Origin of the sequence: Fumia xinanensis (assembly GCF_014384905.1) — a bacterium.
Classification (GTDB): domain Bacteria; phylum Bacillota; class Clostridia; order Oscillospirales; family Ruminococcaceae; genus Fumia; species Fumia xinanensis.
In genome coordinates, this window is the sequence record NZ_JACRSV010000001.1 from 1,061,232 (window position 1) to 1,074,267 (window position 13,036).

Annotated in this window: 12 protein-coding genes; all 12 read left to right on the top strand. The window is 57.9% G+C overall.

Translation table 11 applies throughout. The annotated features are described in order from the left end of the window. Positions 1-3 precede the first annotated feature (3 nt). The 12 genes from H8710_RS04980 (at position 4) to H8710_RS05035 (ending at position 12,936) form a co-directional block, all read left to right on the top strand. Positions 4-1,098, top strand: a complete 1,095-nt coding sequence (locus tag H8710_RS04980) for a cobalt-precorrin 5A hydrolase (RefSeq protein WP_249294310.1) — start codon at positions 4-6, stop codon at positions 1,096-1,098. Next, the gene (gene hemA, locus H8710_RS04985) at positions 1,091-2,296 is read left to right on the top strand and encodes a glutamyl-tRNA reductase (RefSeq protein WP_249294311.1); all 1,206 of its coding nucleotides are present in this window, start codon (positions 1,091-1,093) and stop codon (positions 2,294-2,296) included. The genes H8710_RS04980 and hemA overlap by 8 nt, the downstream gene beginning before the upstream one ends. Then, entirely contained in the window at positions 2,293-3,039 is a 747-nt protein-coding gene (gene cobJ / locus H8710_RS04990; RefSeq protein ID WP_249294312.1) for a precorrin-3B C(17)-methyltransferase, read from the top strand. The genes hemA and cobJ overlap by 4 nt, the downstream gene beginning before the upstream one ends. Positions 3,040-3,315: 276 nt before the next feature. Next, complete coding sequence (gene cobK / locus H8710_RS04995) at positions 3,316-4,560, top strand: precorrin-6A reductase (RefSeq protein ID WP_249294313.1); 1,245 nt, start codon at positions 3,316-3,318, stop codon at positions 4,558-4,560. Positions 4,561-4,573: 13 nt separating this feature from the next. Continuing rightward, entirely contained in the window at positions 4,574-5,452 is an 879-nt protein-coding gene (gene hemC, locus H8710_RS05000; RefSeq protein ID WP_249294314.1) for a hydroxymethylbilane synthase, read from the top strand. Positions 5,453-5,490: 38 nt separating this feature from the next. Continuing rightward, the gene (locus H8710_RS05005) at positions 5,491-5,979 is read left to right on the top strand and encodes a GNAT family N-acetyltransferase (protein WP_249294315.1); all 489 of its coding nucleotides are present in this window, start codon (positions 5,491-5,493) and stop codon (positions 5,977-5,979) included. Further along, positions 5,979-7,460, top strand: a complete 1,482-nt coding sequence (cobA, locus tag H8710_RS05010; protein ID WP_249294316.1) for a uroporphyrinogen-III C-methyltransferase — start codon at positions 5,979-5,981, stop codon at positions 7,458-7,460. The genes H8710_RS05005 and cobA overlap by 1 nt, the downstream gene beginning before the upstream one ends. A gap of 21 nt (positions 7,461-7,481) precedes the next feature. Then, positions 7,482-8,465, top strand: a complete 984-nt coding sequence (gene hemB / locus H8710_RS05015; RefSeq protein ID WP_249294317.1) for a porphobilinogen synthase — start codon at positions 7,482-7,484, stop codon at positions 8,463-8,465. Next, positions 8,465-9,763: a glutamate-1-semialdehyde 2,1-aminomutase gene (gene hemL / locus H8710_RS05020; RefSeq protein ID WP_249294318.1), complete on the top strand. Its 1,299-nt coding sequence runs from the start codon at positions 8,465-8,467 to the stop codon at positions 9,761-9,763. The genes hemB and hemL overlap by 1 nt, the downstream gene beginning before the upstream one ends. Positions 9,764-9,780: 17 nt before the next feature. Further along, positions 9,781-10,143: a sirohydrochlorin chelatase gene (locus tag H8710_RS05025; protein ID WP_249294319.1), complete on the top strand. Its 363-nt coding sequence runs from the start codon at positions 9,781-9,783 to the stop codon at positions 10,141-10,143. 117 nt (positions 10,144-10,260) lie between these two features. After that, the gene (gene cbiE, locus H8710_RS05030) at positions 10,261-11,478 is read left to right on the top strand and encodes a precorrin-6y C5,15-methyltransferase (decarboxylating) subunit CbiE (protein ID WP_249294320.1); all 1,218 of its coding nucleotides are present in this window, start codon (positions 10,261-10,263) and stop codon (positions 11,476-11,478) included. A 93-nt stretch (positions 11,479-11,571) separates the two neighbouring features. Next, the gene (locus H8710_RS05035; RefSeq protein WP_249294321.1) at positions 11,572-12,936 is read left to right on the top strand and encodes a cobyrinic acid a,c-diamide synthase CobB; all 1,365 of its coding nucleotides are present in this window, start codon (positions 11,572-11,574) and stop codon (positions 12,934-12,936) included. Positions 12,937-13,036 lie beyond the last annotated feature (100 nt).

Genomic DNA, 13,036 nt, shown 5'->3' on the forward strand with positions numbered 1-13,036 from the left:
CCCATGAAACGGATTTTATCGGTGTCCTTTACCCGTCAGGGGGCGGCGCTTCAGGAGAAGCTGGGGGCATTTTTCGCATCTCAGGGAATGGGCTTCAGGGCGTTCGCCAAATATCCTGTGAAAAATTGTCTGCTTTTGGAGAACAGTTTGCGGCACTTCACTGAAAAGGCATTCTCTGAGGCGGATGGAATTTTATTTGTGAGCGCCGCCGGAATTGCGGTAAGGGCCATTGCGCCTTTTGTTCGGCAAAAGGACAAAGACCCAGCTGTTTTGGTGCTTGACGACACGGGAAAGTATGTCATCCCCATTTTGTCAGGGCATCTGGGCGGGGCTAATCATCTTTCAGAGCAGATTGCGACCTTTTTGGGAGCGGAGGCGGTCATCACCACCTCTACCGACTGCAATGCCCTGTTTTCAGTGGATTCATTTTCTGTAAAGGTAAATGCGTTTACAGTTGAAATTGACCGAATCAAGGCAATTTCCTCAGAAATACTCAAAGGAAATCCCGTTGGATTTCAGTCAGATTATCCGGTGGAGGGAAAATTGCCGCCGGAACTAATGGAAGAAACAAATCATACGGTGGGCATCTTCATTTCCGACGACCGGGAGAAGTCACCTTTTGAAACGACCCTTCATCTGGTGCCCAGACGAATTGTGTTAGGTGTGGGGTGTCGAAAAAATATTAATTATGAGCTGCTGTACCGTCAAATTATGTCCGCGTTATGCGAACACAATTTGACGATGGAGCAGGTAACCCTTTTGGCCAGCGTGGATTTAAAAAGAGAGGAGCCGGCGCTTCTCCGGCTGCAAAAAGAGTGGAAGCTCGGGTTTCGCACCTTTCCGGCAGACGCGCTCCGGGAGTTGGAGGGGGAATTTACCCCGTCCAAATTCGTGGAGGCGCAGATCGGGGTGGACAACGTCTGTGAACGGGCGGCGTGGCTGGCGGCACAGGAAGAGTTTGCCCGCCAGACAAAGGAAGCTGTTTCCGGAAAAGAACAGGGAAGCAGAAATTACCCGCGGTTTCTGTTTCGAAAGACGGCGGGGAACGGCGTGACCGTGGCCGCCGTGGAACTGGATTGGAGGTGCCGTTTTGAATAGACTGCAAGGGCTTTCTATCGACCATCACTCGGCGGAGCTCCGGCTTCGGGAGGCACTGAGCTTTACGGAAACCCAAGTGCGGGAGGAGCTTAGCCGCTTGAAGAAAGCGGGCGTGGAGGAAGCGGTACTGCTGTCCACCTGCAACCGGACCGAACTTTATCTCTACGGTGAGGAAGACTCTGAGCCGGGGGCGCTTTTGTGTGCCGACCGCCAGGTGGATATAGATTTTTACAGTGATTTGTTCCAGCGGTACGAGGGAGAGGCGGCGGTTCACCACCTGATGGAGGTGGCCTGCGGGCTTCGGTCCCAAATTCTCTGCGAAGACCAGATTATCACCCAGGTAAAAACCGCCGCGGCAGTCGCCCGGGAGGAGAAGGCTTCGGGCCCGGTGTTGGAAACGCTGTTCCGGATGGCAGTGACCGCCGCCAAAAAGGCGAAAACGGAAGTCCAGGTCCGGGCGGTGCCCCGGTCCTCCGCCGCACAGGCGGTGGAGCTTCTGCGGTCGGTCTGCGGGGAACTCAGGGACAAAAAGGCGCTGGTCATCGGAAACGGCGAGATAGGACGGCTCTGTGCCGGGCTTTTGCGGGACGCGGGATGCGCGGTGACGGTGACCCTCCGGACGTACCGCCACGGGGAGACGGTGGTGCCCTTTGGCTGCCGCACGGTAGATTATAAGGAACGGGTGGAGGAAATCGGCCGCTCCGACTTTGTCGTCAGCGCCACCACGAGCCCCCATTTTACTGTGACTAAGGCGATGGTGGAGGGCCTTGCCCGTGTACCGGCTATTTTCGTCGATTTGGCGGTTCCGCGGGACATCGAGCCGGAGGTGGGGGCGATTCCGGGGGTTTCTTGCTACAACATCGATGACATCGGCTCCGATGGAGATGACGAAGTCCTCGGCTCCCTCCAGAAAATCGGGGCGGTGATCGAGAAATACGAGGGGCAGTTCCGGCAATGGCTCGAGATTCACGGAAGTGCCGAAGAAATCCAGTCAGTGAAGCACCGTCTCGTGGAAAAGGTGAAAAACGCCCTGATTTATAAAGAAGAAGTATCGCTCAGTGAGGATCCTGTAACCCTCATTGAACTGGCGGTGGAGAAGGCGGTGGACAGCCTGATTTTTGCCGCAAAGGACGAGATTTCCGGTGATTTTATCCGCCTCATGGACGAGGCGCTGAAAAAACAGGAGGACAGGCAGTGAAGTTATACGTGATCGGCTTAGGGCCGGGGGACGATGCCATGATGACGGCGGAGGCCCTTCGCGCCATCGGGGACAGCGACTGCATCGTCGGGTACGGCGTTTATATCGACCTGATTCGGCATCTCACAGAGGGGAAGGAAATTCTTATGACCCCCATGAAGCAGGAACTTGCGCGCTGCCGCATGGCGGTGGAGGCGGCGGCTTCCGGCAAAACGGTGGCCATGGTGTCCAGCGGGGACGCAGGCATCTACGGCATGGCGGGGCTTATCTACGAGGTGCTCGCCGAGTACACTGACGCAGATGTCCAGGTGAAGGTCATTCCCGGCATCACGGCGGCCTGCTCGGCGGCGGCGGTGCTGGGGGCACCTTTGACCCACGATTTTGCGGTGATTTCTCTAAGCGACCTGCTGACCCCTTGGGAGAACATAGAAAAGCGGCTTAGGCTGGCGGCAGAGGCTGGCTTTGTCATGGCGATTTACAATCCCGCCAGCAAAAAGCGGGCGGATTACCTGAAAAAGGCCTGCCGCATCGTTTCGGAGCACCTGCCGCCTCACACCCCCTGCGGGGTGGTCCGCAACATCGGGCGGGCGGGACAGGAATCGGCGGTGCTGACCCTCAAGGAGCTGGAAGAATACCCGGCGGATATGTTCACCACCGTCATCATCGGCAACAGGACGACCAAGGTGATCGACGGCAAGCTCATCACCCCGAGGGGATACCGCGGGGTGGACGGGGGAGAATAAGCCTACGGCGGGGAGCGTTTTAAGGCAAGGTGTCAGCCTGTGTATCCCATTGGGAGCCCGATGAAAGCGGAAGCAGGGAGAAAGGTTCCCTTGTGGGCGGTGGATGTCCACCCATACCGAGGGTACGGGGTGGTTTCAAGCATTTGGCCCACGTCGGCGCGGCTGGCCGAATCCGGAATTCCATCCAGTATTTTCCGGGAGACCAGCTGGTCATAGACTGCCCACTGACGTGGCAGCGTTTGAAATACCAATGAGTGATTGAAAGGCGGCGAAACCATGACAGAGCGGATATTTCTCTTCGCGGGAACGTCGGAAGGGCGGCTTTGCGGCGAATTCCTGAGCGAAGCGGGCTTCCCTGCCGATGTTTTCGTCGCTACAGAATACGGGAAGGAGATTTTTCCCGAACGGCCGGGGCTCACGGTCCATGAGGGGCGGCTCGGCGCGGCGGAGATGGAGGTGGCGTTCCCGGAAGGGTGCATTGTCATCGACGCGACCCATCCCTACGCCCGGGAGGTGAGCGCCAACCTGAAAGCGGCCTGCAAAAACAGGAACGCTGTATATCTGCGGCTGCTGCGGCCCGCGGGGGACGGGGATCTGTCCGGCTGCGTCATCGTGGAGAGCGCCGAAGCGGCGGCGGATTGGCTGGACAGGCGGGAGGGCAGTGTTTTGCTGACCACCGGGAGCAAGGAACTTTGCGCCTTTGCGGAGCTGAGGGGCTTTTCGGAGCGGTTTTACGCCCGGGTGCTCCCCAGCGGGGAAGCGATCAGCCAGTGCCGGGAGCTGGGGCTCAGCCCCAAGCACATCATCGCCATGCAGGGGCCGTTTTCCGCCGAACTGAACGCCGCCCTGCTCCGGCAGGTGGGGGCGAAATACCTCGTCACCAAGGACGCCGGGCGGGAAGGGGGCTTTCTCGAAAAGCTCGCCGCCGCCCGCCGGTGCGGGGTGACGGCGGTGGTCATTGCGAGGCCTCGGGAAGCGGGACTCAGCCTGGAACAGGTGAAGGAGGAACTGAGGCGGCGGTTTGGCGGAAAGAAGCCGGCGGCAAGTCCGGAGGTTCCTCGGTTTCCCGCCTTTATCGACTTGAACGGGAAACCGGTGCTGGTGGTGGGAGGCGGTGAAATCGCCTCCCGCCGGGTGGAAACGCTCTTGCATTTCGGCGCTTCCATCACCGTCGTCGCGCCGGACGGCTCGGCGGCAGTGGAAGCGTTGGCACATGGGGGAAAAATCCGCTGGGAACGGCGGGAATACCGGGACGATCTGGCTTCCCGCTACGTTTTGGCCATAGCGGCGACAACCGACCGGGCGGTAAACCGGGCGGTGGGAGAGGCGGCGAAAGCCCTCCGCATCCCCGTCAGCGTGGCCGACAGCCGGGAGGAGAGCAGCTTTTATTTTCCGGCTGTGGTGGCGGAGGGAAACCTCATCGGCGGCTTCGTTTCCAAGGACGGCAAAGGCCATTCCCTCGTCCGGGAGCAGACGGAAAAAGTGAGAAGATTTTTACGAGAAAATTTAAGTGGAAAATAGAAAGGCAGGCCCTATGAAACGACTCATCCGCATCGGCAGCCGGGACAGCAAGCTGGCGCTGATTCAAACCCAAATGGTCATCGACAGCATTGAAAGACATCACCCGGAAATCAAAATAGAGCTCGTCAAAATGAAGACGACCGGCGACAAAATCCTCGACCGGACGCTGGAGCAGATCGGCGGCAAAGGGCTGTTTGTCAAAGAACTGGACGAGGCGCTTTTGTCAGGGGCTGTAGACATCACCGTCCACAGCTACAAGGATTTGCCGATGATCCTGTCGGAACAGCTGCCGGTAGTGGCGCTGTCGAAGCGGGCAGATCCGAGGGACGTGCTGATTTTGCCGGAAGGGGCATTGGAGCTCACGCCGGGTAAGCCCATCGGCTGCGCCAGCAAACGGCGGCAGCTCCAGCTTGCCGCCCTGTTCCCGGAAACCCCCTGCAAACCGGTGCGGGGAAACGTTCAGACGAGGCTCCGTAAACTGGACAGCGGCGAATACGGAGCGCTTGTGCTGGCGGCGGCCGGGGTGGAGCGTTTGGGGCTTCAGGGACGTATCAGCCGGTATTTTTCGACAGACGAAATCCTCCCCGCCGCCAGTCAGGGCATCATCGCGGTACAGGGCCGGCTGGGGGAGGATCACAGTTACTTAAGGGAGTTTAACTCTGTGGAGTCCTGGTTTGTATCTCTGGCGGAGCGGAGCTTCGTAAAAGCGCTGGACGGCGGCTGCACTGCGCCGGTGGCGGCTTTTGCGGAGGTTTTGGACGAGGATTTGAGCCTCAAGGGATTTTACTACGAGGAAGGAAAACCTATCTTTCTCGGAAGTGTCAGCGGCATGAAAGAGGACGCCGAGCTTCTGGGAGAACGGCTCAGCAAAGAGGCCAAAATGGTGAAGTGACAGGCTTCTCCAGCGGTCACAAGGAGAGAGAAACTCAGATGAAAATAATCGAGGTACAAGAGAGAACGCCGGCTCTGATTGAGGGACTGGTAAAATTGTGGGAAAGTTCGGTCAAAGCGACCCATCTGTTTTTGCCGGAGGGGGAAATCCAGAATATTAAGGAGTATGTCCCCCAAGCGCTGGAAGAAATCCCTCATTTGATCGTTGCCGAAAAGGAGAATGCTCCCGTCGGGTTCATGGGGATAGGGGGACAAAAGCTGGAAATGCTGTTTCTCTCCCCGGAAAGACGGGGAAAGGGGATCGGCAAAGCGCTGCTCCAATACGGAGTGGAGCGTTACGGGGTATACGAGCTGACCGTTAACGAGCAAAATCCACAGGCCAGAGGTTTTTACGAGCATATGGGCTTTCGGATCCATAAAAGGGCGGAGCGTGACGAGCAGGGAAATCCCTATCCGATTTTGTACATGAGAATGAAGCGAGGCAGTCTGCCCTGTGAGTGGGAGCTGCGGCAGAGAGGGGAAGACTGATGAAAAAGAGCGGGTTTGTCGCCTTAGTGGGCGCGGGGCCGGGGGACGCGGGGCTGTTGACACGGAGAGGGGCGGATTTGCTCCGAAAGGCCCAGATAGTGGTCTACGACCGGCTGGTTTCCCGGGAAATCCTCGATGAGATTCCCGATTCGGCCCGCCGCATTGACGTGGGAAAAAACGCCGGAAACCACCCCGTTCCCCAAGAAGAAATCAATGAAATCCTTTTACGGGAGGCGTTGGACGGCAATTTCGTCGTCCGGCTGAAGGGGGGCGACCCCTTCGTCTTTGGACGGGGCGGAGAAGAACTGGAACTTTTGAACGAAAACGGGATTCCTTTTACGGTGGTTCCGGGGATCACTTCCGCTATCGCCGCGTGCTGCTACGCCGGGATTCCTGTCACTCACCGGGACTCCTGCTCGTCCCTGCACATCGTCACCGGCCACGCCCGAAAGGGAAAGGCGCTTTCCATCAACTACAGGGCGCTTTGTGAACTGAACGGCACGTTGATTTTCCTCATGGGGGTATCGGCACTGCCGGAATTGATGGCGGGGCTTTTGGAGGCTGGGATGGCTGCCGGAACCCCTGCCGCCGTGGTGGAAAACGGCACCCGGCCGGAGCAACGCAAAATTGTGGCGACGGTGGGGACTCTGGCGGAAGAAGCGCGAAAGGCGGCGATTCATTCCCCCGCCGTCATCGCAGTGGGGGAGGTCTGCTCCTACGGGGAACGGTTCGACTGGTTTACAAAACTTGCCCTCAAGGGAAAAAAGCTCGTAGTCACTAGGCCCAAAGCATCGGCGGGAACCCTGACGGAACGGCTTCGGGAGCTGGGGGCGGAGGTCCTGTCCTATCCCTGCATCGAAACCCAGCGGCTGTCGGTGATAAAGGGGGTTTTTGAGGGGCTATCCGGCTACCGCTGGCTGCTCTTTACGAGCAAAAACGGGGTAGATGCCTTTTTCGACTGGCTTTTCGAGGCCGGGAAGGATGCCCGCGCCCTCTCCGGCACGAAAATCGGGGCGGTGGGGACACAGACCGCCGAGGCGCTTCAAAACCGCGGCGTCTGCGCCGACTGTGTGCCCGAAACATACGATGGGGAGCATCTGGCGGAGCTTGTGAAGGATCAAATCCTGCCCGGCGAAAGAGTTTTGGTGCTGGGGCCGGAACAATCTTCCGGCGGTATTGAAAAGGTGTTCGGGGAGGCGGTTTCCTATGACTATTTCCCTCTCTACCGGACAAGCCGCCGCAGAGAACCGCCGGAAAACGCCGGGGAAATCCTCTCGTCCGACGGCGTGATTTTCACCAGCGCCTCCACGGCGGAGGGCTTCGCCGAATCCCTATCGGGAGAAGATTTGTCCGGCCTCACCGCCTTCTGCATTGGGCGGCAGACCGCAACGGCCGCAGAGAAGCACGGCATGAAAACAATTGTATCGGAAGAAGCTTCGGTCCAAAGCCTTGTGACTTGCGTTTTAGACCGCCTGAAATAGATTGAGAAAAGAGGAAATTCCATGAACCAGATCATCCGTCCCCGCCGCCTCAGAAATGGGCTCACCCTGCGGAAAATGATGCGGGAGACCCGCATGTCCCCCGATTCCCTCATCCTGCCCGTTTTTATCCGGGAAGGGGAAAATATTAAGGAAGAAATCTCGTCCCTGCCGGGGCAGTACCACTACAGCCCGGACCGGGTGGGCGAAATCGCTGAAGAAGCCCTTCGGTCCGGCGTGAAGTCCCTTCTGCTCTTCGGCCTGCCCGCTCACAAGGACGACTGCGGCAGCGAGTCCTTTAATCCGGACGGCGCGTTGCAGCAGGGCATTCGCGCCCTCAAGGAGCGGTATCCCGAACTGTACGTGGTTACCGACATCTGCATGTGCGAGTACACCTCCCACGGCCACTGCGGCATTTTGAGCGGGCGGGAGGTGGACAATGATAAGACCCTGCCGTTCCTGCAAAAAATCGCCCTGTCCCATGTGGAGGCAGGAGCCGACATGGTGGCGCCCTCGGACATGATGGACGGGCGCATCGGGGCCATCCGGGAGGCACTGGATCAAAACGGCTTTGAAAACACGCCGATTTTATCCTACGCTGTCAAGTACGCCTCGGCCTTTTACGGGCCGTTCCGGGATGCCGCCGGGTCGGCTCCCGCCTTCGGGGACCGGAAGGGTTACCAGATGGACTGCCACAACGTCCGGGAGGCCCTCAAGGAAGCCCTCCTCGACATCGAGGAAGGGGCCGACGCGCTGATGGTAAAGCCCGCCCTGTCCTATCTCGATGTCATCCGCGCGGTGAAGGAGCAGACAACGCTTCCCCTGGCCGCCTACAGCGTCAGCGGCGAATACGCCATGATCAAGGCGGCCGCTGCACAGAATCTCATCGACGAATATAACGTCATGTGCGAGAGCGCCGTGAGCATCTACCGGGCGGGGGCGGACATCCTCATATCCTACTACGCAAAAGAACTGGCCGAAGCCATGAAAAAGGGGGACATCGGCTGATGATGAGAAGTGCGGATTTGTTCCGGGAGGCCAAGAAAGTCATTCCCGGCGGGGTCAACAGCCCGGTTCGGGCCTACCAGTCGGTGGGGCTGGAACCGCCCTTTATCGCAAAGGCAAAAGGCGCCCGCGTCTATGACGAGGACGGCAGGGAATATATCGACTACATCGGTTCCTGGGGGCCGATGATTTTGGGGCAGGCAGACCAGCGGGTCTGCAATGCCGTCATGGAGGCGGCAAAAGACGGCCTCAGCTTCGGCGCCCCTACCGCGAGAGAGGTGGAGATGGCGAGGCTCATCACAAAGATGGTGCCCCACGTGGAGATGGTGCGGATGGTTAATTCCGGCACCGAAGCGGTTATGAGCGCCGTACGTCTGGCGAGGGGCGCCACCGGTCGGGATAAAATCGTCAAGTTTTCCGGCTGTTACCACGGCCACAGCGACCCGATGCTCGTCAAAGCGGGCTCCGGCCTGATGACGGCGGGTGTTCCCAGCAGTCTGGGAGTGCCGGAAAAGGCGGCGGAAGACACCCTGACGGCAGAGTATAACGATCTGTCGAGCGTGCGGGAGCTGTTTGAGCGGTATACCGGCGAAATCGCCGCCGTTATTGTGGAACCTGTCGCCGCTAACATGGGGGTTGTGCCGCCGGAGAAGGGCTTTCTCAGCGGACTGCGGGAAATCTGCGACCAAAGCGGCGCCCTGCTCCTCTTCGACGAAGTGATCACCGGATTCCGGCTCTCAAAAGGCGGCGCACAAGAGTATTTTGGCGTTCGGGCCGATCTTGTCACCTTCGGGAAAATCATCGGCGGCGGAATGCCGGTGGGCGCCTACTGCGGCAGCCGGGCCCTCATGGAAACCGTTTCGCCCACCGGAAAGGTCTATCAGGCGGGCACTTTGTCCGGAAATCCTGTCGCCATGGCGGCGGGGCTTGCCCAACTGAAAATCCTGGACGGACATCCGGAGATTTATGAGCACATCGACAATTTGGCCCAAAGGCTGGAAAACGGGCTTCAGTCCCTCGTCGAAAAGTATCGGATTCCAGCCTCGGTCACCCGGTGTGGCTCCCTGTGTTGTCTCTTTTTCCGGGAGGGGGGCGTCAGAAACTACCCGGAAGCTCAGCAGTGCGATACCGCGCTTTTCGCCCGGTATTTTAAAGGGATGCTCCGGCGGGGAATCTATCTCGCCCCCTCCCAGTTCGAGGCGATTTTCATCGGAGACGCCCACACCGAATCGGATATTGACAAGACCCTTCAGGCGGCGGACGAAACCTTCGCCGAGATGAAGGCGGAAGGTTTATTTTAGAAAGGAACCAGGTACAAATGAAAGGAATTCTCATCATCGCCCACGGAAGCCGGGAACCCGAAACCCTCAAAACCATGGAGGATGTGTTCGCCATGGTCAAGGAGAAGCTCAGCCACGTCCTCATGGAGCAGGCCTATATGGAGTTTTGCGACGTAAACCTGGAGGCGGGCCTCGACAAGCTCCGGGAACAGGGGGCGGACGACATCGTGGTGGTGCCCTATTTTCTCTTCTCCGGCGTCCACATCCGGGAGGATATCCCGAAAGAGATCCAAGAATATCTCGCCGCCCATCCCGGTCTCAAGGTGACCCTGGGGAACACGCTGGGGGCCGACCCCCGCATCGCAGACGTGCTCTGCGACAGGGTGCGGGAAGTCCTGTAGCCGGCATAGGGACTAAGGTCGGCTTGATTCGGCCAAATTGACAGAAGAGGCGGGCACGATGGAAATTGCTTATCTCCATTGTCCGCCGGTGCCATCTTGATCGAAAGGGGACAAATCATGCCCATCATCATGCCAAACAGACGTAAAAAAGTATTCCTCATCGGTGTTGGACCGGGAAATCTCCAGCTTTTGACCGCAGAGTCCTGGGAAATTCTCTCGGGCGTATCCAGCGTTTATGGAACTGACCGGCTTTGCGCCCTCTGTTGTGCGCTCCGGCCAGACGCCGTTTCGGTACCCGTGGGAGAACTGGTGGACAAAGCTCTTGCCGACGAAAACCGCTCGGTTGGAATTCTGCTTTCCGGGGACGCGGGGTTTTTCAGCGCGGCCAAACGGCTTTCCGCGGCTCTCAAAGAACAGTGTGACGTAGAAATTTGCTGCGGCATCAGCAGCTTCCAGTATTTTCTAGCCAAGCTGGGGCGTTCCTATGAGGGCGTGAAATTTGTGAGCCTCCACGGAAGAGGCGGCTCGATTCTCGGGGCGGTGTCCTATCATCCGGAGGTGTTCGTCCTCACGGGGGGAAAACAGAAGGCACACGACGTTTGCCGGGAGCTTTCTGAACAGGGACTTTCGCAGATTCAGGTATACGCCGGGGAAAATCTCTCCATGGCTGACGAGCGGATTGTTTCCGGGACGGCAGAAGAGCTTTCAAAAGAGCAATTTTCCGATTTGACAGTGCTGTATATTGAGAATCCTGTTTATGTAAACGCACACCTTTCCCTTCGGGATGACGATATTATCCGGGGAAGCGTTCCCATGACCAAAGAAGAGGTGCGCATTCTTTCCGCCGCCAAACTGCGGGTCAATCCAGGCGACATCGTCTGGGATGTGGGAGCGGGGACGGGTTCCATGTCTTTGGAACTGGCTAGAAAGGCCTGTGATGGAACGGTTTACGCCGTGGAGCACCATGAAGAGGCGATTGAACTTATCCGGCAAAACCGGCAAAATCTAGGCGCATTCAACGTTGTTCCGATTCTTGGAGATGCTCCCGACTGCCTTCGTGGGCTGCCCGCTCCGGACAAAGTATTTGTCGGCGGCACCGGAGGGAAGCTGCGGGAAATTTTGTCTCTGCTTTTTGAACGGAATCCCCAAGTGCGGGTGGTTTTGAATGCCGTGACGCTGGAAACGACTGCAGCGGCGATTTCAGTGCTGCAGGAGCTTCGGTGCGAGGCGGAAATCGTCACGGTAAACGTCTCACGGGCAAAGAAAGCGGGGGCAAACCACCTGATGGAGGCTCATAATCCTGTAACTGTTATCACAGCGGAAAAGGCCCGATAATATAGGGATTTTAAGATGTAAAGAATATCGCTTTACATATAATTCTGTCGAAAGGAGGGCTCAAAACTGGAACAAATTAACCTTCCCAGAATCATGATCGCCGGTACTCACAGCGGCTGCGGCAAAACGACAGTCACCTGCGCTTTACTGGCCGCTCTAAAGGCTGAGGGCAGGCAGGTTGCCGCCTTTAAGTGCGGCCCTGATTATATCGACCCTATGTTCCATACCCGGGTGGTGGGGGTTCCTTCCCGGAACCTCGACTTGTTCCTCTGCGGGGAACAAACGGTCAAGTCTCTCCTTGCTAAGAACAGTAAAAACGTTTCTCTGGCCCTGATGGAAGGGGTCATGGGGTTTTACGACGGACTTTCGGGGGACAGCGCAGAGGCGTCTTCCCACCATCTGAGTGAAGCCACCGAAACGCCGGTGGTGCTGGTTGCCCACTGCAAGGGGAAATCCCTGTCCCTGGCGGCTGAACTGAAAGGGTTTCACACTTTCCGCCCCAATCGGATCGCCGGGGTTATCCTAAATGGAGCCACCCCCATGTCCTATCCCATGTACAGGCGCATCGTTGAGGAACAGACGGGCTTAAAAGCGCTTGGATACCTGCCGGCGATTCCCGAGGCTTCCTTTAAAAGCCGGCATCTGGGGCTTGTCACAGCGGGGGAAGTGACCTCTTTGCAGGAAAAGGTGCGTCTTCTGGGAGAAAAAGCCGCCAAGACGATAAACTTGGCAGGAATTCTCGAGCTGGCGGAACTGGCACCTTCGCTGGCATACGAGGCGTTGTCCGAGGCCCCGGTGGGCGAATGCCGCGTCGGAGTGGCGCTGGATCATTCCTTTTGCTTTTATTACCGGGACAATTTAGACCTGTTGGAAGAGCTGGGGGCTGAAATCGTTCCATTCTCGCCGCTCAGTGACGAGGCGCTGCCGGAAAACCTGGACGGCCTCCTCTTCGGCGGCGGTTATCCGGAACTCCACGGGCCGAAGCTCGCGGCAAACGGCTCTTTTCTCAAAAGCCTCCGGGCGGCCGCCGCAGAGGGAATCCCCATTTACGCCGAATGCGGCGGGTTTCTCTACTTGCAGGAAGCACTTTCTCCCGCCGAAGGGAGGCGTTACCCCATGGCGGGGCTTTTGCCTGGCGAGGGGAGGATGACAAGTCGGCTCACCCGGTTCGGGTATGTGACCCTCCGGGCCCAGGTGAAGAACCTCCTTTGCGAGAAGGGGGCAGTTATCAACGCCCACGAGTTCCACTACTCTGACAGCAGCTACAACGGCGGCGTTTTTCTGGCGGAAAGGCCGTCGGGAAAAAACTGGGGCTGCTTCCAGAAAAAGGGGAACATCCTGGCGGGGTACCCTCATCTGCATTTTTACGGCAACCAAAATTTCGCCCGGAATTTTGTGGAGGCCTGCTGTGATTACCGAAAAAAGCGGGAAAAAACCCGCCCAAAAGGGAAAAAGTGATTTTTATTTTTTCATCAAAGGAAAAGGCGGTTTTGTAAATCCTGATTCCATGTGCGTTGGGCAAATATGATATCCCATAAATGGGCGGAAAGGGGGAAAC

What these genes read in the sequence shown, in the direction of transcription:
- H8710_RS04980 (WP_249294310.1), top strand. Translation starts at nt 4, where the DNA reads ATGAAACGGATTTTATCGGTGTCCTTTACCCGTCAGGGGGCGGCGCTT.
- cobK (WP_249294313.1), top strand. Translation starts at nt 3,316, where the DNA reads ATGACAGAGCGGATATTTCTCTTCGCGGGAACGTCGGAAGGGCGGCTT.
- hemC (WP_249294314.1), top strand. Translation starts at nt 4,574, where the DNA reads ATGAAACGACTCATCCGCATCGGCAGCCGGGACAGCAAGCTGGCGCTG.
- H8710_RS05005 (WP_249294315.1), top strand. Translation starts at nt 5,491, where the DNA reads ATGAAAATAATCGAGGTACAAGAGAGAACGCCGGCTCTGATTGAGGGA.
- cobA (WP_249294316.1), top strand. Translation starts at nt 5,979, where the DNA reads ATGAAAAAGAGCGGGTTTGTCGCCTTAGTGGGCGCGGGGCCGGGGGAC.
- hemB (WP_249294317.1), top strand. Translation starts at nt 7,482, where the DNA reads ATGAACCAGATCATCCGTCCCCGCCGCCTCAGAAATGGGCTCACCCTG.
- hemL (WP_249294318.1), top strand. Translation starts at nt 8,465, where the DNA reads ATGATGAGAAGTGCGGATTTGTTCCGGGAGGCCAAGAAAGTCATTCCC.
- H8710_RS05025 (WP_249294319.1), top strand. Translation starts at nt 9,781, where the DNA reads ATGAAAGGAATTCTCATCATCGCCCACGGAAGCCGGGAACCCGAAACC.
- cbiE (WP_249294320.1), top strand. Translation starts at nt 10,261, where the DNA reads ATGCCCATCATCATGCCAAACAGACGTAAAAAAGTATTCCTCATCGGT.
- H8710_RS05035 (WP_249294321.1), top strand. Translation starts at nt 11,572, where the DNA reads ATGATCGCCGGTACTCACAGCGGCTGCGGCAAAACGACAGTCACCTGC.